Here is a 17,513-nt window from a genome sequence, read left to right on the forward strand (position 1 = left end):
GCGCCAGGGACGGCGCGCCACCCGGACTCCACCCCCTCGCGGGGGAGCGGAGAGCAGCCCCGGACTCACGGCGAGAGTCCGGGGCTGTCACCTTTTCGGCGTATTGCAGGGAAACGCACGAGTAACCCTCAAATAATCCTCAAATTAAGTGACAGAAAAACGGTAGACATTCATTCCGGGGTTACCCGGGCCCGAATAGCGGGGTTAAGTTCCCCCAATGAATACCGACACCACGCCCCCCAGCGGGCAACTCCAAGCAGGTCTGAAGAACCGCCACCTCTCGATGATCGCCATCGGTGGCGTGATCGGCGCCGGGCTCTTCGTCGGCTCCGGCGCCGGGATCGCGGCGACCGGCCCCGGCATTCTGCTCTCGTACGCCCTGGCCGGGGTACTGGTCGTGATGGTGATGCGGATGCTCGGCGAGATGGCCGCCGCCGATCCGCAGAGCGGGTCCTTCTCCGCCTACGCCGACCGCGCGCTCGGCAAGTGGGCCGGCTTCACCATCGGGTGGCTTTACTGGTTCTTCTGGGTGGTCGTGCTGGCAGTCGAGGCCACCGCCGGTGCGAAGATCCTCAACAACTGGATCCCCGGCGTGCCGCAGTGGGCCTTCGCGCTGATCGTGATGGCCGTACTGACGGCGACCAACCTGTTCTCGGTCGCCTCCTACGGCGAGTTCGAGTTCTGGTTCGCCGGGATCAAGGTGGTGGCCATCGCCGCCTTCATCGTGATCGGCGTGCTGGCCGTTCTCGGCGTCCTGCCGGGCACCCACGCCGTCGGCGCCGCCAACCTGACGGGCAACGGCGGCTTCCTGCCGCACGGCGTCGGCGCGGTGTTCACCGGCATGCTCACGGTCGTCTTCGCCTTCATGGGCAGCGAGATCGTGACCCTCGCGGCCGGCGAGTCGGCCGACCCGGAGAAGGCCGTCAGCAAGGCCACCAACAGCGTGATCTGGCGGATCGGCATCTTCTACCTGGGCTCGATCGCGATCGTGGTGACGCTGCTCCCGTGGAACTCGGCTTCGGTCAAGGGCAGCCCGTACGTCGCCGTACTGGAGCACGTCGGCATCCCGGGCGCCGCCCAGGTCATGAACGTGATCGTGCTGACGGCGGTGCTGTCCTGCCTCAACTCCGGCCTCTACACGGCCTCCCGGATGGCGTTCTCGCTCGGGCAGCGCGGCGACGCGCCCCGCGCCTTCGCCAAGGTGAGCGGACGCGGCGTGCCCCGGACGGCGATCCTGGTCTCCGTGGTCTTCGGCTTCGTCGCGGTCTTCTTCAACTACACCTCGCCGGACACCGTCTTCCAGTTCCTGCTGAACTCCTCCGGCGCGGTGGCGCTCTTCGTCTGGCTGGTGATCTGCTTCTCGCAGCTGCGGATGCGCAAGATCATCGAACGCGAGTCCCCCGAGCGCCTCACCGTCCGGATGTGGCTCTACCCCTACCTCACCTGGGCCACCATCGGCCTGATCGGCTTCGTCGTCGCCTACATGTTCACCGACCACGACGGACGCATCCAGATGATCCTCTCCCTGGTCGCGGCTGCGGTCGTGCTCACCGCCGCAGCGATCGTCAGCCGCCGCCGCACCCGCACGGCGACCGCCCCGGACGCGACCCCCGCCCTGGCCACCGAAGCGGCCTGACCCACCGGCCCGGGAGGAGGGCGGAGCGCGTCACCGCCCTCCTCCGGCCGTCAAGGAAGCGGCCGGCTCCAGCGCCGGCCCCGACCTCGACCTTGCCCCTGTCTGTGACTGATCGGTTGCCTCAGGCCGTGCGGCCGAGGGTGGCCAGGTAGCTGCGCCAGCCGCCGAACTCGGTGATCTCCTTGTGCACACCGCGCTCCAGCTCGCCCCGGGCGAGCAGCATGGAGAAGCAGGCGCTGCCGTCGGCCAGTTCGATGATGCCGAGCTCCAACTCGCGCGGCTCACCGGGCAGGATGACGTCGCGCAGGTGCTCCAGGCCGACCTCGTAGAGCTCGCCCTCGATGGCGGTGTCCACGCCCGGGTCGGGGAGCAGCCCCGGGCAGACGTCGCCGATGGAGAAGAAGCGGTAGCCGGGCGCGGTGCGGACGGGGCCGATCAGCATCTCGGCGACCGAGTGGTGGAACGGGCCGCCGACCATGGCCTGGCCGTTGAAGAAGATGCGTGCCATCGGATGGATCTCCTCGGGATGTGGCTGTGGCCGGGGGCAGAAGTCCCCGGCCACAGCCGTACGGATCGGAGCAATCGGTCCGGCCAGTGCTACAGCCTGGCAGGCGGCAGGCCGATTGCCGGTGGATAGATTGGGATCAGCCCAGCAGGGGCAGCGCGGGCAGGGTGAGGAAGTCCGCGAAGTCCTCGGCGAGCGCGACCTGCTCGAACAGCTCGGCGGCCTCCGTCCAGCGCCCACCGGCGTAGACATCGTCGCCCAACTCGGTGCGCAGCTCGGCGAGTTCCTCGGTCACGAGCCGGTGGGCCAGCTCGGCGGTGGCCTTCTCGCCGGTGTCGGAGAGGACCACGTCGTTGTGGATCCACTGCCAGATCTGCGAGCGCGAGATCTCGGCGGTGGCGGCGTCCTCCATCATGTTGAAGATACCGACGGCACCCAGACCACGCAGCCATGCCTCGATGTAGCGGATGCCGACCTGGACGGCGTTGTGCAGGCCCGCCTCGGTGCAGGTGCCGCCGGAACCCGCGATGTCGAGCAGCTGCGCGGGCGTCACGACCTCGGGGGAACCGGGGTTCTCCTTCTGGTTCGGGCGGTCGCCGAGCACCGCGTCGAAGGAGGCCCGGGCCACCGGGACGAGGTCCGGGTGGGCGACCCAGGAGCCGTCGAAGCCGCGCGCGGCCTCGCGGTCCTTGTCGGCCTTGACCTTCTCCAGCGCGGCGGCGTTGACGGCGGCGTCGCGGCGGGACGGGATGAAGGCGGCCATGCCGCCGATGGCGTGGGCGCCGCGCTTGTGGCAGGTCTGCACCAGCAGGGTGGCGTACGCGGCCATGAACGGCGAGGTCATGCCGACGCTGTTGCGGTCCGGCAGGATGTAGTGCTCGCCGGCGTCGCGGAAGTTCTTGACGATCGAGAACAGGTAGTCCCAGCGGCCCGCATTGAGGCCGGCGGCGTGGTCGCGCAGCTCGTAGAGGATCTCGTCCATCTCGAAGGCGGCGGTGATGGTCTCGATCAGCACCGTGGCGCGGATGGTGCCGTGCGGGATGCCGAGGGCGGCCTGCGCGTGCGTGAAGATGTCGTTCCAGAGCCGGGCCTCGAGGTGGCTCTCGGTCTTCGGGAGGTAGAAGTACGGGCCCGAGTTCGGGTCCTCGGCGCCCTTGGCGATGAGCCGGGCGGCGTTGTGGAAGAAGTACAGGCCGAAGTCGAACAGCGCGCCGGCGACGGGGGTGCCGTCCACCAGTAGGTGGTTCTCGTCCAGGTGCCAACCGCGCGGGCGGACCACGACGGTCGCGAGTTCGGCGGCGGGCTTGAGTTCGTACGCCTTGCCGGCCGGGGTGCTGAAGTCGATCCGGCCCTCGAAGGCGTCGATCAGGTTGACCTGGCCGCTGACCACGTTCTCCCAGGTCGGCGAGGTGGCGTCCTCGAAGTCGGCGAGCCAGATCTTCGCGCCGGAGTTGAGGGCGTTGATGACCATCTTGCGGTCGGTGGGACCGGTGATCTCGACCCGGCGGTCCTGCAGGGCACGGGGAGCCCCGGCGACCTTCCAGTCGCCGGCGCGCACGTCGGCGGTCTCCGGGAGGAAGTCCAGGGTGCCGGCCGCGGCGACCTCCGCGCGGCGGGACTTTCGTCGGGTCAGGAGCTCCTGGCGTCGACCTTCGAATGCGCGGTGGAGAGCGACGACGAAGGCAACCGCCGCCGGCGTGAGCACCTCCTCGGCTCGGGCGACGCGCGGACCGGCGACAGTGACGACCGGAGCGGCGGGAGTAGCGCCGACGGGTCCCTGATCTGCAGCCATGGGCAGGACACTCCTTGCACGGTTGAGCCAGCAAAGGAAGCTCCGGTGGGAACTTCCTTGATCTGAAACCCACCTACCGGTGGGTTTAGTTCTGTAAGGTGGAGACTAGTTTCCGCGATACAGAATTTCAACGCTTTGTTGAGATAGATCGCTGGGACTCTACTCCTCCCCCGACAGCGAAGGGAACGCCGGTGGCCAGCACCCCCGACACAGCACCCACCGGGACCGACCGTGCCACCGGCGGCGTGCAGTCCGTCGAACGCGCCTTCCAGCTCCTGGAGGCGCTGGCCGACTCCGGCGGCGTGGCGACCCTGAGCGAGCTCTCCGGCACCTCGGGCCTGCCCATGCCGACCATCCACCGCCTGATTCGTACCCTCGTACAGCAGGGGTATGTCCGCCAGGACACCGCCCGCCGCTACACCCTGGGCCCCCGCCTGATCCGCCTCGGCGAGACCTCGGGGCGCCTGCTCGGCAGCTGGGCCCGCCCCTTCCTCGCCGAGCTGATGGAGGCCACCGGCGAGACCGCCAACCTGGCCGTCCTGGAGGGCGGCGAGGTGGTGTACGTCGGGCAGGTCCAGTCGCGACGCTCGATGCGGATGTTCACCGAGGTGGGCCGCCGGGTCCAGCCGCACTGCACCGGCGTCGGCAAGGCCCTGCTCGCGCAGCTGCCGGAGGACGAGGCCCGCGCGGTGCTCGGCAACCAGCCGCTGCAGGCGCACACCCCGCACACCGTCACCGACCTGGGCCGGCTGTTCACCCAGCTGGCCCAGGCCCGCGAATCCGGTTACGTGGTGGACGACCAGGAGCAGGAGATCGGCGTACGCTGCATCGCCGTCGCCGTGCCGGGCGCCCCGACCCCGACCGCCCTCTCGGTCTCCGGCCCCGAGGCCCGGATCCGGGCGCTGGAGGAGCAGGCCGGCAGCGCGGGCCTGGTACCGGTGATGCGGAACATCTCCGCCCGCCTCGGCCAGGTCCTGGCGCCGTAAGCGCACTCGCTCAGCCACAGACAGGGGCGCGGGGCTCTGCTTGATCAACTGCGTGCGCGAAACCGCAAGACGACGACCCGCACTCTTCCGCTTCGCGCACCCCCGCGTGTGGCCGGTGCCGTCAGCCGAGCGCCAGTGCGCCGACCTGCGCGGCCGTCACCTGGAAGACCGTGAGCTCGGGCTCCGCGCCCACATCCCGGAACAGCCGGGGCGCGGCGGTCAGCTTCGGGTCCGCCCTGACTGCCTCCAGGGCGGCCCGGTCCCGCCACAGGCTCTGCACCCGCCAGCGCCCGCCGGGGCCTCTGAGCAGCTCCGTCCTGATCAGCCCGTCGGGCAGCGGACCTGCCACCAGCTCCCGGTAGGACGTCACCAACTCGGCCTGACGTTCGGCCGCCACCACCGCACTGACCTCGCTCAACACCTGTCCGGACATCGTCCTCACCTCCGAGATTCCAGGCTACGCCGCTACATTGGGTATTCGCACCAGTACCGAACGTGGAGGGTGAGGACATTGCTCCGAGTGACGATCGCCGTGGTTCTGGCAGTGGGCGCCACGCTGGGCGCCGCACCGGCGAAGGTGCCGTCCGACTCGGATCTGGCGGTGGTCCGGCTGGATCCGGCCCCGGCCGCGCCAGGCGGCACCACCACCGTGCACGGTTTCGTCGCCAATCTCGGCCCCGACCGGACGGCCTCGCCGTTCACGGTGCTGATCGAGCTCCCCGCCGGGTTCACCTTCCAGGGCCCGTACTTCCCCACCGGCTGCACCGCCTCGGGCGGCGGCCATCTGGTGCACTGCACCTTCCCCGCCGGGCTGCCGCCGCTGCGGTCGGCCGCCGTGCTCGCGCCCGTGCTGGTGGGACGCGACGTGCCCCCCGGCACGAAGGCCGAGGGGCACGTCAGGGTGTTCGGGCTCGACGACCGTCACCCGGAGAACGACAGCACGCCGATCACGCTCGCCGTGAGCGCGAAGTGAGGATCAGAAGGGCGGATCAGCGGTAGACCCGCACGTAGTCGGCCTGCATGGTGATCGGGGCATTGCCGGCCGGGCCCGGGTGGTACTGGCCCGCGCCCACGGACAGGTTGAGGATCAGGTACGCGGACCAGTTGGCGCCGACGCCGTGGCCGTCCGAGTACACCTTGGCGCCGTTGACGTACCAGTCGACCGAGTTGGCGCCGTAGTACGTGCCGATGGTCACCCACTGGTCGGGAGCGACGGCGCTCGCGTTGGTGTAGTAGTTCGAGCCGGAGGTGACGTGGTTGGTCAGCTCGAGGAGGTTCGGGTTGTCGGGGTGGTACTCGAAGGAGTCGATCTCCCCGTTGCCGTTCTTCCAGGTCCACAGCGCGGGCCAGGCGCCGGAGCCGGCGGGCAGCTTGACCCGGGTCTCGGCGTAGTCGCCGGTCTTCACCTGGAAGCCCTCCTTGGAGCCCTCGGTGGTGAGGAAGCCGGTGTCCCAGGCCTGCTTGCCGTTCTCCAGGGTGTGGCTGGACGGCGTCGCGGTGAAGGTGGCCACGCCATTGGCGACGGTCACGTTGTTCTTGTTGAGCCAGTCGAGCTTGTTGTCGTCCGGGTTGTGGTTCCCGTACTTGTACGCCGTGCTCTGGTCGCCGACCCAGCGGTCGCCCCAGTTGATGCCGCTGCTGAACTCGTCGGACCAGGTCAGCGACTTGCCCGGGACGGGCGAGCCGGTGGTCGGGCCGGGCGCGGGCGCCGGAGCGGGGGTCGGGGTCGGTGCCGGGGCGGGGCCGGGCGTCGGGGTGGGCTTCGGCGCGGGGGCCGGGGTGGGCGTCGGCTTCGGCGCGGGGGCCGGGGCCGGGGTGCCGGAGACCGTCAGCTGGCGGGCGGCGAGGTTGTGCCAGTGGCCCGCCGTGTCCTGCCAGAAGCCGAACTGGGTGTACGTCCCGGCCGGGAGGGCGCGGGCGCCGGTGGTGATCGAGACGCCGGTCGGGCAGATCCGGACGTTGGAGTGGCTGCCCGGGAAGTCGAGGTTGTGACCCGCCGCGTCCCGGATGCCGACGCCGAGCGTCTTGGCGGTGAAGCAGGAGGTCGAGTGCACGGTGAGACCCGCCGTGGTGGCGGCACCCGCGGTCATCGAGGCCGGGGTCAGGCGGTCCTCGGTGACGCCGGTGGCGGCCTGCGCCTGGCCGACCAGCGGGACGGTGACCAGGGCGGCGACGCCGGCTATCGCACTGAGGCGAGCAGGGGAGGCAGGAATGCGCATGGAGGTCCTCTGCGACGCCTACGAGGTGAGCTGTCGGGTTCGGGCCCTGAGAACCTGTGTCTGAACCTGCGCCGGGCGCGGCCCGCCTGGCACGCACGCTCGCTGTGTTGCCGAAACGCCCAAGTAGCTCCGCTACGAGGGCGCCCCGGCGCCTTGCGATCGCACGCACCAGACGACCCGCGCTGATCCGGCGCAGGTTCAGACACAGGCTCTGAGGAAGCCCGGCCGGCCGGAGAGCGGCTTCACCCCAAGCCGTGGCCCCCACGCCCGGCGAGCGGACATGGGGGCCGCGGCAACTGACCTGGTTCCCCCGCTCCTGTCCGATTTCGGTCTCGAGTGCCCGCCGGCGGGTGGACAGGACTCGGCGTCCCGACGGCGGGGTCCGCACAAAACGGACATCTCGTGCAGGCTAGACAGCCCGACCACGATCAAACAACGAGATGTCCCTCACACGGACAGCGCCCACACACCCTCCGGAGTGGGGCGGCCGCGCCCGGTCAGCAGCCGTCGGAGCTCCCGGAATGACCGAATCGGGCGGATCGCTCGTACGGCACGAGGCACCTGATCAACGTCGCAGTTACGTGTACATGAAGTGTTTTCTCAACGCTTCCGTAACGCCCTGACGCACCCTCAGACTGTTGCCATGCGAAACACTCTACGCGCGTTGAAGACCCGCGCTGCCTCTGTTGCAGTCGTCGGCCTGCTCACGCTGGCCCCCACCGTCGTGTTCGCTGCCGACGCCCACGCAGACGTGAGCGGCAGCATCTGCCAGACCGCCCTGCCGAGCCAGGCGGACGACACCCTGAGCCTGATCGACAACGGCGGCCCGTTCCCGTACTCGCAGGACGGCGTCGTCTTCCAGAACCGGGAGGGCGTACTGCCCTCGCAGAGCTACGGCTACTACCACGAGTACACCGTCGTCACCCCGGGCTCGCCGACGCGCGGCGCCCGACGGATCATCACCGGTGACACGCCCCAGGAGGACTACTACACCTCCGACCACTACGCGACGTTCTACAGCATCGACTTCACCTGCTGACCCGCTGACAAGTCGACCTGCCGACCGGCCGACCGGCTGACCTGCCGACCAGTCACCCCGAGTCGCCCGCACCCGACTTCCCCGGGGTGCGGGCGGCTCGGCTTTTCGGGAGGCCAACCCGGGCCGGGCGGCACGGGGGCCGCCGCCCGAAAGGAGCGGGTCGGCGGCACGACGTTCGGATAGGTTGGTGGCCGTGGCCGGAAGCTCCGGCCGCTCCCGCCGCATACCCCGGACGGGCCGGACGAGCCAGACGAGGAAGCCCCGAAGATGACCGCGCCCCTGCCAGGTTTCGCCGGCCGCACCTACCTGTTCCAGGTCGACAACGGCGCGGCCTTCCGCAACGCCTACTCCGCCGACGGGACGCGGCTGCGCTGGGAGGGCCTCGGCGAGTCGGCCGGCCAGTGGGAGGACGTCTCGCTGCACGTCGCCCACGTGGGCCCGGAGCTCTACTTCGTCAGCTGGACGGAGGCGAGCGGCATCACCGTCAGCCACGTGATGGACCTGGCCAACCTGACCGTCCGCGTCTTCTGGACCTACGAGGGCGAAGGCGGCCGGGTCGGCGAGCTCCACACCGGCAAGCTGCAGCCCGTGGCCTGAGACCGCAGGTGACGACCCGGCGGAGCCGCCGCTACGCGCCCGCCGGGGCAGCCGGGCCGGCCGGGACGGTCAGGTGCTGGGAGAGCCACTCCAGCGACGGGGGCAGTAGGCGGTTCCAGGTCTGGAAGTTGTGGCCGCCGGTCGGGACGGTGGCGGTGCTGACGTTCATCGGCTTCTGGATGACGGCCTCGAAAGCGTCGGTCTCCTTCTTGTAGTCGCCGTCGCCCTCCTCGCTGCCGGCCAGCATCACCGAGATCCCGGGCTGGGGCAGGTTCTTCAGCCGCCACGTCAGATCGGCTTCGTTACGGCGCTGCTGACTGCCCTTGAAGAGGTCGCCGGTGGTCTCGTCCTCGGCGGCCTTGTAGTAGCCGGAGATCGAGACGGCGCTCCGGAAGACGTCGGGGTGGCGCATCGCCAGCTTCAGTGCGCAGTAGCCGCCGGTGGAGTCGCCGACCACGCCCCAGGCGTGCGGGTCGGCGGAGACCCGGTAGGACGCCTCGATCACCGGGGGGACGTCCTTGGTGAAGTACGAGTCGGCCTGCGTGCCGCCCGGGATGTCCTCGCACTCACTGTCCGCCGGCATCGCCGGGGAGGGGCGCATCAGGACCAGGACGGTGGGCTGCATCTGGCCGGTCTGCAGCAACTGGAGTGCCGTACCGGGGTAGTTGAGCCTGGTGACCAGGTTCTTGGCGTCACCGGGGAAGCCGGTCATCACTACTGCGGCGGGGAACTGACGGTTCGCGAACTCGCGCTGGAAGTACTGCGGGGGCAGGTAGACGTAGGCGTCGGTGCTGAGCCCGGTCGTCGGGCCCGCGATCCGGACCTGGTGGATCTCGCCGGCCTGCTTCGGATCCCGGCCGATCGCGCCACCGCCCTGGACGGCCACCTTGCCGAGGTTCTGCACGGTGGCGATCCGGGCCTTCGGCTCGCCCGCCGCGCCCTTGCCCAGGTTCTTGGTCTTGACGGTGACCGTGCCGGGGTTGCCCGTGCCGAGCAGGTCGTCCCAGCTGCTGTAGAAGGCGAAGTAGTTGTTGGCGACCAGGCCCAGCGCGCAGATCACGGCGAGCTGGGTACCCAGCAGCGTGCCGATCCGGCCGAGCACCGCACGCCAGTTGTTCCCCGCCAGCCGTGGCCACACCCAGACCGTCGCCGCCATCACCAGGACGGCGGCCAGCACTGCCAGTGCCAGCACCTTGTGGCTCGTCAGGCCCATGTACCCGTAGCTCCCGTACTCGACCGGGCCCCGGGCCCGTCCCTCCGACCGACGGGACACCCCGGGTCGCTCACAGGTACGAACGCCGGGAACAGGGCGCCTGGTTGCACTGAACCTCGGATCGACGCCCAGGGGGCTCCCAGCTCGCACCCACCGGGGGTCAAGTATGCACGCCCCCGCTTGCCCGCCGATCCCCCAGGTGGCCGCTCGGGCGGCTGCCCAGCCGGCTGCCCAGCTGATTGCCCGTCCACCGGATCACGGCACCGATCAGCACGAAGGCACCGGCGATCAAGGTGCAGGCTCCCGAGACCCGGCCGTAGCCGCCGGGGATCCTCGGATCGAGGAAGGGGTACGGGTACCAGTCGACGGCCGCGCCCCGGCTCAGGCTGTACACCAGGTAGAGCAGCGGGAAGGCCAACCAGCCCAGGGCCGTGCGGTAGGAGACCGGCCGCAGCGGCGGGTCGACCAGCCAGTCCAGGACGAACACCAGCGGCATGATCCCGTGGACCACGGCGTTCACCCACGGGATCTGCAGCGGCACGTCCTCGCTGGAGAGCAGCAGGACGTAGACCAGCCCGGTGATGGCCAGGTAGAGCACCACCGCGCCCCGGAGGCCGTCCGGCACCCCCGGACGCCCGAGCAACCCGAGCGCTCCCCCGGCCAGCAGCACCACGATGCCCGCGAGGTTGCTGAGGATGGTGAAGTAACTGAAGAAGTTGACCAGCGAGGCACCCTGGGTGCTCGTGTGGTACGCCTGCACGCCCACGGCCACCGCCGCGAGCAGACCGAGAGCCAGGCGCAGGACGTCCACCACGCGGTCTCGCATCGACCGTGCCTCCGTACCGTCAGATGATCATTCCTGACGCTCATCATCATGCGGCCCACCCGTGCCGACCGGCGGGCCGCCCCGGGCGACGGCCGACACTCACCCGTCCGGCGTACGTACCCGCCAGGGGCTCCACGGGCGGACAGGTACCGGGGTGACCCGCCCGGTGGCGGCCCGGGCAGCGCTGGTCGGTTCTGCCGGCCGCCGGCGTTCTGCGCCGGGTCTGCCCGGGCGTCGGTGGTGATCGGGCGTCAGCGGCGATCGGACGTCAGTGGTGATCGAGCGTCGTCCGATACGAACACCAAGACCGCACGGCAGGCAGCCACGGCATATTTGTGGCTTCCGCCAGTACGAGGCCCCGGCCGACGAGAGGAAGACTTCCCGCCAGGGGCTGCGGCCTGTCCCGAAGGCCGACGCCAAGGACAGAGGGGGAACAGCACGATGAGCGGTCAGGTGTACGACGAGATCGGCGAGGCGTTCGAGGGCTTCAAGACCCTCCCTCTCGCGCGCTACGCGGAGGTGCCCGGCTTCCTCGCCCTCGTCGGCGACGTGAACGGCAGGTCGATCCTCGACCTGGCCTCCGGAACCGGGTTTTACAGCCGGGAGTTCAAGCGCTGCGGCGCATCCCATGTCCTCGGCGTCGACATCTCCCCCGCGATGGTCGACGCGGCCCGGGCCCTGGAGGACAGCGACGGGCCAGGCGTGCACTACGAGGTCGGCGACGTCGGCGAGCTGCGCACCTTCGACCAACGCTTCGATATCGCGGTCGCGGTCCAGCTGTTCAACTACGCCGAGGACGTCGCCACCATCGAACGGATGTGCCGCAACATCCACCGCAGCCTCGTGGACGGGGCCGAGTTCTTCGTCTTCACGCAGAGCCCCGATCTCCGTTTCGACGGGCCGTCCCTGGCCAAGTACGGCTTCCTGTGCGAATTGCTCGGCGAGGAGACCGAGATCGGGCCGCGCGTGCGGATCACCGCGCTCCTCGACCCGCCGATCTCGTTCGTCGCGAACCCGCCCAGCCGCGAGGTCTTCGAGAAGTGCCTGCGGGCGGCCGGATTCAACGAGGTCACCTGGGTGCCCCTGGAGGTCTCCGCCGCCGGCGTGCGCGAGTACGGCAAGGACTTCTGGGACGACTACGCCGCGAACCCCCCGCTGACGATGCTGCGCTGCCGCGCCTGACCCCCGTTCGGGCACGACATCGACCCGACGGGCGGACCGCCCGTCGGGTCTTCTTGTCCACGCGTACGAGGCCCCTGCGGTCCGCGCGTACGAAGCCCCCGCGCCGGACCGTCAGAGCGGTACGACCGCCACCGGGCAGTGGGCGTGGTGCAGGACGGCGTGCACGGCGGTGCCAAGGCGCAGGCCGAAGTGCTGAGTCGGCTCATGCCGGGCCATCACCAGGAGGGCGGCCTCCTTCGACTCCTCGACCAGGACGGCCGCCGTGGCACCGGTGAGCTGCCTGGCCTCCACGATGACGTCCGGGAACTCCGGCTGAACGGCGTCGACGACCCGGCGCAGCAACTGCTCGTGCAGCAGGGCCTCCTCGCCGCGATCGTCGGCCCCCGGGGCCAGGTGGCTGAGACCCGGCACGATCGTGGACCAGGTGTGGACGGCGTGCACGGGGAGGCCGAGCAGTTCGGCCTCGCGGAGCGCGAACCGCAGGATGACGCCGTCCCGCTCGTCGCGGATCGCGACCAGGATGTGGCCGCCGGACTCCGGCGCGGGCCGCACCACGACCGCCGGGCAGAGCGAGTGCGCCACGACGGTCAGGCTGACCGAGCCGAGCAGCAGGGAGGCGAATCCGCCGTGCCCCCGGGTGCCGACGACGGCCAGTTCGGCGTGCTCGGCGGCGTTGAGGACGGCCGCTGCGGCGTCCCTGGGGACGACGTCCCCGGTCAGGCGCACCGTGGGGTGGGCGGCCTGCAGCTTGCCGAGCGCCTCGTCCAGGACGGCCTGCGCGTTCTGCAGGATCAGGTCGGTGACTGCGGCGCTGGCCCGTGGGGAGAGCGTGACAGTACCGGTGTTGACCGCGTGGACCAGGTGCAGCGCGCAGTCCCGCCGCTCCGCCTCGCGGGCGGCCCAGTCGGCGGCGATCGCCGCGTGCGGCGAACCGTCCACCCCGGCCACCACGCCTGCGGGGGATCTACCGATCATGATCAACTCCCGAAGCGCTCGATGCCCGCCGCACGGATCGGCCCGGTCCGGTCCGGCTCGGTACGCTCCGGCCGTCCGGCCCGTCACACGGCAAGGCCCTCCTCACCAGCATGCCCCTCCGGGGGCCGGACGGCGGCCGGGCGGTGGGTCGGGCCGTGGGTCGGGCCGTGGGTCGGACGCCGGCCGGGGTGGCCAAATTCTCCTGGCCGGGGCCGGAGCACGACTATGGTGAGCAGAGGTGCACCACCAGCTGTGCGTCACCGAACGAGTGCGTCACTTGCGGCGGCAGATCGGCATAGGAGCTGACTTGAGTACGGTTGTATGCCAGATCTGCGCCGGTACGGGCCGCCTCGGCGGCTTGCAGGGCGCCCTCAAGGGCGGGCTCCAGTGCACGCTGTGCGGCGGCATCGGGACCCGCACCGTCGATTCGCACGGCAACTGCGGGCTCTGCGACGGCACCGGCATGTACAAGCGCTACAGCGTCGACGCCATCGGCAACAAAACCCTCCTCCGGGAGGAGATCTGCCGCACCTGCGACGGCACCGGCTTCCGCCCCACCGAGGCCGATCCGCCGCTGACCACCTTCACCACCCCGTAGCGCTACCTCGTAGCACCACCTCGTAGCGCTACCTCGTAGCACTACCGCCCGGCACTACCCCTTGGTCGCAGAGCAGGCCCGGAGCATGGCCAGGACGCCGTGGACGGCCCGCTGGAACGGCTCCGGCGAGTCGGCGGCCCGGGCCAGCACGTAGCCGCCCTGGACGACGGCGGCGACCGCAGCCGCGAGGTCCGCCGGATCGGTGTCCGCCGGGAACTCACCGGCGGCCCGGCCCTCGGCGACGATCTCGGCGAGCCTGCCGCACAGCCACTCGAAAGTCTCGTGGACCGGGGCCCGCAGCTCCGGGTCGGCGATCACCTCGGCGTCCTGCGCCATCCGGCCGACCGGGCAGCCGCGCAGCGACTCGCGCTCGGCCAGCAGGTACCCCTCGATCCGCTCGTACGCCGTGCCGGGGCCGGCCATCCGCTGCTCGGCCCGGGTGCGCAGCTGCTCCGCGCTGCGGCGCAGCGCGGCGGCGGCGAGGTCGGGCTTGCCGGTGAAGTGGTGGTACATGCTCCCCTGGCCGACCCCGGCGCGCTGCTGGACGGCCTTCGGGCTGGTACCCGTGTAGCCGCGCTCCCGGAGGAGTTCCTGCATGGTCTCGATCAGCCTGTCCTGGGTCGCCATACGGCCACTGTACCTAGCGGTAGGTATGGCGGGCCAGAGGATGCCGACGCCACGGACGCACCCCGGCGTCGCGACCGGGTGAATCACCCCTGACCCCGGCCCTCGGACGGGCGATGAGCTGACAGGATACTGGCCATGACGTACCTCGCCGCCGATGACCGCTACTCCTCGATGACCTTCCGCCGCGCCGGCCGCAGCGGCGTGCAGTTGCCCGCCGTCTCGCTCGGGCTGTGGCACAACTTCGGTGACACCCAGCCGTTGGAGGTGCAGCGCGCAGTGCTGCGCCGGGCCTTCGACCGGGGCGTCACCCACTTCGACCTGGCCAACAACTACGGCCCGCCGTACGGCAGTGCCGAGAAGAACTTCGGCACCCTGTTCGCCCAGGATTTCCGCCCCTACCGGGACGAGCTGTTCATCGCCTCCAAGGCCGGCTACGACATGTGGCCCGGCCCGTACGGGGACGGCGGCTCGCGCAAGTACCTGCTGGCCAGCCTGGACCAGTCGCTCGGCCGGATGGGCCTGGACTACGTCGACGTCTTCTACTCGCACCGCTACGACCCGGACACCCCGCTGGAGGAGACCGTCGGCGCCCTGGCCTCGGCCGTCCGGTCGGGCAAGGCGCTGTACGCGGGCATCTCCAACTACCCGGCAGAGCAGCACCGGGAGGCCGTGGCGCTGCTTCGCGAGTTGGGCACGCCTGTGCTGCTGAACCAGGCGCGGTACTCGATCCTGGACCGGAGGGTGGAGGAGGACGGCGTGCTGGAGGCGGTCGGCGAGACGCAGACCAGCCTGATCGCCTACTCCCCGCTGGCCCAGGGGTTGCTGACGGATCGTTACCTGAGTGGTGAGGTCCCGGCGGGTTCGCGGATGTCGGTCGGCCACTTCCTCAAGGAGGAGGCGCTCACCGGGGCGAAGCTCGAGCAGCTGCGAGCGCTGGCCAAGGTCGCCGAGCAGCGCGGGCAGAGCCTCGCGCAGCTGGCGCTCTCCTGGGTGCTGCGGGACTCGCGGGTGGTCTCGGTCATCATCGGCGCCAGCAGCGTCGCGCAGCTCGACCAGAACCTCGACGCGCTGAACGGCGCGCCGCTGACGACCCTCGAGCTGGCCGAGATCGACCGCCTCAGCCGCTGAACCGGCGCTCGTGCGGGCCGCTCCAGCACATGGCTGGAGCGGCCCGAACGACGTCAACTAGGCAGCAGGGGTGTACTTGTAGCCCACCCGACGGACCGTCACGATGGTGTTCCGATAGGTGCTGCCGAGCTTGCGGCGCAGTCGCGCCACGTGCACGTCCACGGTGCGACCGTCGCCGATGTGACCGTAGCCCCAGACGGCGGAGACCAGGTGGTCACGGGTGTGCACCCGCTGCGGGTGCCCGGTGAGGTGGGCGAGCAGCTCGAACTCCAGGTAGGTCAGGTCGAGCAACTCGCCGTCCACCCAGGCGTTTCGGCGCTCCAGGTCGATGCTGATGCCACGCGCGGACGGCTGCCCGGAGGGCTGTGCGGGCGACTGTCCGGATCGCGCGGCCGGGAACTGAGCCTGGGGCTGGGCCGGGAACTGGGCCGGGACGCTGCGGGCACCGGGGGCCGGCGCCTCGGCCGGGAGGAGGATCAGGTACCCGACCAGCGGCTGGCCCGCTGCGGCGGACGCGCCGAACTGGTCACCGTACTGCGCCAACAGCCCCTGTGGGATGGCAGCTTGCGGAAGCGTGGCGACGACGGTGGCACCTGCGGGCAGTGCGGTGAGCAGTGCGGCCGGAACGGCCTGCGGATAGGACTGCGACTGGGACTGCGTCAGCGGCAGCGTGGTGGGGAGCTGAGCGGGCTGGGCCTGGGCCGGCACTGGATGCTGGGCACCGCCGGAGTGCCATCGCTCGGCGGTCGAAGGGACCGACCGGACCGCGCGCAGGTGCGGGGTCGCGGAGGGCAGGGCAAGGGTGGCCGTGGAGGAAGACATGGTGCCGCTCTTTCGCGCGTGACGGAGTGTGGATTCGTCTGCGCGTCGACCGGGCCGAGCTGCCGGGGCTGACCTGAGGTCAGCGGGCGGAGAGCCGGGACGCGCTGGGCGAACCCGGACACGTCTGGTCGAACAGGTGCGGCTGTCGGGACGGCCAGAAAGGCTCAAGGTCGAATCGACCCTGGGCGCTGTCCGCGACGTTGTTCATGCGCTCATTGAACCAGATGAACGGGTGGCCGCGCCTCATCCGTCCACCGATTGCCGGTCCAGCTCAGTTGGCGGCTGCCCGGTTCGCCGCACGGCGGGTGGCTGCCGCGTGCTCCACCAGCCGGATCAGCAGTTCCTTGCCGTCCTCGCGGCGGCGGGCGTCGCAGAGCAGCACCGGCACCGTCCGGTCGAGGTCCAGCGCCGCCCGGACGTCGTCGGGGGCGAACACCTCGGTGCCCTCGAAGCAGTTCACCGCGACGACGAACGGGATGCCGCGCTGCTCGAAGAAGTCCACCGAGGGGAAGCAGTCCGCCAGCCGCCGGGTGTCGGCGAGCACCAGGGCGCCGAGCGAGCCTTGGGCCAACTCGTCCCAGACGAACCAGAACCGGTCCTGGCCCGGGGTGCCGAACAGGTAGAGCGCGAGGCCCGGCCGGAGGTCGATCCGGCCGAAGTCCATCGCCACGGTGGTGGTGCGCTTGCCCTCCACGCCGGCGATGTCGTCCACCGGGCGACCGAGCTCGCTGAGTTGCTCCTCGGTGCGCAGCGGCCGGATCTCGCTGACGGCACCGACCAGGGTGGTCTTGCCGGCGCCGAAGCCGCCGGCCACCAGGATCTTGATCGCGGTCACGCCCCAGGGCGAGGGGGTGAGGTCAGAGCGCACGGAGGCCATTGATCACGTCTCGTAGCAGGCGCTCGTCCGGAAGTTGGGCGAGCGCAACGGGTCGGGTGACGCTGATCAGCTCGGCGTCGTGCAGATCGCCGAGGAGGACGCGCACCACACTGACCGGCAGGTCGGTGTAGGAGCCGAGCTCGGCGACGCTCAGCGGCTCGTGCCGGCAGAGCGCCAGGATGGCGTGGTGTTCGTGGTCCAACGCGGGCAGCGCGCCGTCCCGTTGGGCCTGCGTGGGCAGCGTGACGGCCTGTTCGGCCGGTCCACCGTCCGCTTCTTCCCCCAGGCCCTCCGGGCCGGTCCGGTCGACGGCGATGATCAGTGAGATCAGGTCGAACAGGCCGTCGTCGGACGGCCTGGCCCGCCCCCTGGTCATCGAGAACAGCCGAACCACCGGGCCCGCGTCGTCGTCGAACCAACGGTCGTCCACGGGTGTGCGCGGCGCGAACAGGTCGGTCCCGGACGCGGCTTCCTCGGTACTCATCGCCTCA

At 70.6% G+C, this 17,513-nt stretch carries 19 protein-coding genes; 8 read left to right on the forward strand and 11 right to left on the reverse strand.

The features are described 5' to 3' along the window. Positions 1-217: 217 nt before the first annotated feature. Positions 218-1,636, forward strand: a complete 1,419-nt coding sequence (locus P3T29_RS04225; RefSeq protein ID WP_280714888.1) for an amino acid permease — start codon at positions 218-220, stop codon at positions 1,634-1,636. A 121-nt stretch (positions 1,637-1,757) separates the two neighbouring features. Here the strand turns inward: P3T29_RS04225 and P3T29_RS04230 are convergent, their stop codons facing one another. Together P3T29_RS04230 and aceB are read right to left on the reverse strand one after the other, a co-directional pair. Further along, positions 1,758-2,144, reverse strand: coding sequence for a gamma-glutamylcyclotransferase (locus P3T29_RS04230; RefSeq protein WP_280714889.1), 387 nt, complete (start codon positions 2,142-2,144; stop codon positions 1,758-1,760). 136 nt (positions 2,145-2,280) lie between these two features. Continuing rightward, positions 2,281-3,933 carry a malate synthase A gene (aceB, locus tag P3T29_RS04235; protein WP_280714890.1) on the reverse strand — a complete coding sequence of 551 codons (1,653 nt, stop codon included), beginning with the start codon at positions 3,931-3,933 and terminating at the stop codon, positions 2,281-2,283. A gap of 191 nt (positions 3,934-4,124) precedes the next feature. Between aceB and P3T29_RS04240 the strand changes: the two genes are divergently transcribed. Further along, positions 4,125-4,919 carry an IclR family transcriptional regulator gene (locus P3T29_RS04240; RefSeq protein ID WP_280714891.1) on the forward strand — a complete coding sequence of 265 codons (795 nt, stop codon included), beginning with the start codon at positions 4,125-4,127 and terminating at the stop codon, positions 4,917-4,919. Between the two features lie 121 nt (positions 4,920-5,040). On the opposite strand, the gene P3T29_RS04245 is transcribed toward P3T29_RS04240, so the two are convergent. Further along, positions 5,041-5,352, reverse strand: a complete 312-nt coding sequence (locus P3T29_RS04245) for an antibiotic biosynthesis monooxygenase (RefSeq protein ID WP_280714892.1) — start codon at positions 5,350-5,352, stop codon at positions 5,041-5,043. An 87-nt stretch (positions 5,353-5,439) separates the two neighbouring features. Between P3T29_RS04245 and P3T29_RS04250 the strand changes: the two genes are divergently transcribed. Further along, entirely contained in the window at positions 5,440-5,892 is a 453-nt protein-coding gene (locus P3T29_RS04250) for a hypothetical protein (protein ID WP_280714893.1), read from the forward strand. Positions 5,893-5,908: 16 nt separating this feature from the next. On the opposite strand, the gene P3T29_RS04255 is transcribed toward P3T29_RS04250, so the two are convergent. Next, positions 5,909-7,138: a glycoside hydrolase family 16 protein gene (locus P3T29_RS04255; protein WP_280714894.1), complete on the reverse strand. Its 1,230-nt coding sequence runs from the start codon at positions 7,136-7,138 to the stop codon at positions 5,909-5,911. Between the two features lie 643 nt (positions 7,139-7,781). Between P3T29_RS04255 and P3T29_RS04260 the strand changes: the two genes are divergently transcribed. Beyond that, positions 7,782-8,177: a ribonuclease gene (locus P3T29_RS04260; protein ID WP_280714895.1), complete on the forward strand. Its 396-nt coding sequence runs from the start codon at positions 7,782-7,784 to the stop codon at positions 8,175-8,177. Between the two features lie 267 nt (positions 8,178-8,444). Next, the gene (locus P3T29_RS04265) at positions 8,445-8,774 is read left to right on the forward strand and encodes a hypothetical protein (protein WP_280714896.1); all 330 of its coding nucleotides are present in this window, start codon (positions 8,445-8,447) and stop codon (positions 8,772-8,774) included. Between the two features lie 31 nt (positions 8,775-8,805). Here the strand turns inward: P3T29_RS04265 and P3T29_RS04270 are convergent, their stop codons facing one another. Next, the gene (locus P3T29_RS04270) at positions 8,806-9,987 is read right to left on the reverse strand and encodes an alpha/beta hydrolase-fold protein (protein ID WP_280714897.1); all 1,182 of its coding nucleotides are present in this window, start codon (positions 9,985-9,987) and stop codon (positions 8,806-8,808) included. 160 nt (positions 9,988-10,147) lie between these two features. Beyond that, entirely contained in the window at positions 10,148-10,813 is a 666-nt protein-coding gene (locus P3T29_RS04275) for a Pr6Pr family membrane protein (protein ID WP_280714898.1), read from the reverse strand. A gap of 441 nt (positions 10,814-11,254) precedes the next feature. Here P3T29_RS04275 and P3T29_RS04280 point away from each other — a divergent pair, with 441 nt between their 5' ends. Continuing rightward, positions 11,255-11,995, forward strand: a complete 741-nt coding sequence (locus tag P3T29_RS04280) for a class I SAM-dependent methyltransferase (RefSeq protein WP_280714899.1) — start codon at positions 11,255-11,257, stop codon at positions 11,993-11,995. Positions 11,996-12,106: 111 nt separating this feature from the next. Here the strand turns inward: P3T29_RS04280 and P3T29_RS04285 are convergent, their stop codons facing one another. After that, a complete protein-coding gene (locus P3T29_RS04285; protein ID WP_280714900.1) occupies positions 12,107-12,970 on the reverse strand; it encodes a universal stress protein in 864 nt (287 codons plus the stop codon). Positions 12,971-13,277: 307 nt separating this feature from the next. On the opposite strand from P3T29_RS04285, the gene P3T29_RS04290 reads away from it, so the two are divergent. Beyond that, positions 13,278-13,568: a hypothetical protein gene (locus tag P3T29_RS04290; protein WP_280714901.1), complete on the forward strand. Its 291-nt coding sequence runs from the start codon at positions 13,278-13,280 to the stop codon at positions 13,566-13,568. A gap of 54 nt (positions 13,569-13,622) precedes the next feature. On the opposite strand, the gene P3T29_RS04295 is transcribed toward P3T29_RS04290, so the two are convergent. Then, positions 13,623-14,195, reverse strand: coding sequence for a TetR/AcrR family transcriptional regulator (locus P3T29_RS04295; protein ID WP_280714902.1), 573 nt, complete (start codon positions 14,193-14,195; stop codon positions 13,623-13,625). A 135-nt stretch (positions 14,196-14,330) separates the two neighbouring features. On the opposite strand from P3T29_RS04295, the gene P3T29_RS04300 reads away from it, so the two are divergent. Continuing rightward, on the forward strand, positions 14,331-15,323 hold the full coding sequence (locus P3T29_RS04300) for an aldo/keto reductase (protein WP_280714903.1): 993 nt from the start codon (positions 14,331-14,333) through the stop codon (positions 15,321-15,323). Positions 15,324-15,380: 57 nt separating this feature from the next. Here the strand turns inward: P3T29_RS04300 and P3T29_RS04305 are convergent, their stop codons facing one another. The 3 genes from P3T29_RS04305 to P3T29_RS04315 form a co-directional block, all read right to left on the reverse strand. Then, complete coding sequence (locus tag P3T29_RS04305; protein WP_280714904.1) at positions 15,381-16,145, reverse strand: winged helix-turn-helix domain-containing protein; 765 nt, start codon at positions 16,143-16,145, stop codon at positions 15,381-15,383. A 271-nt stretch (positions 16,146-16,416) separates the two neighbouring features. After that, entirely contained in the window at positions 16,417-17,022 is a 606-nt protein-coding gene (locus tag P3T29_RS04310) for an ATP/GTP-binding protein (protein WP_280714905.1), read from the reverse strand. Beyond that, positions 17,003-17,506 (reverse strand): DUF742 domain-containing protein, encoded by a 504-nt coding sequence (locus tag P3T29_RS04315; protein WP_280714906.1) that lies wholly within the window; start codon positions 17,504-17,506, stop codon positions 17,003-17,005. Before P3T29_RS04315 ends, P3T29_RS04310 begins: the two co-directional genes overlap by 20 nt. Positions 17,507-17,513: the final 7 nt, after the last annotated feature.

The sequence above is a fragment of the Kitasatospora sp. MAP5-34 genome (assembly GCF_029894335.1).
Taxonomy (GTDB): domain Bacteria; phylum Actinomycetota; class Actinomycetes; order Streptomycetales; family Streptomycetaceae; genus Kitasatospora.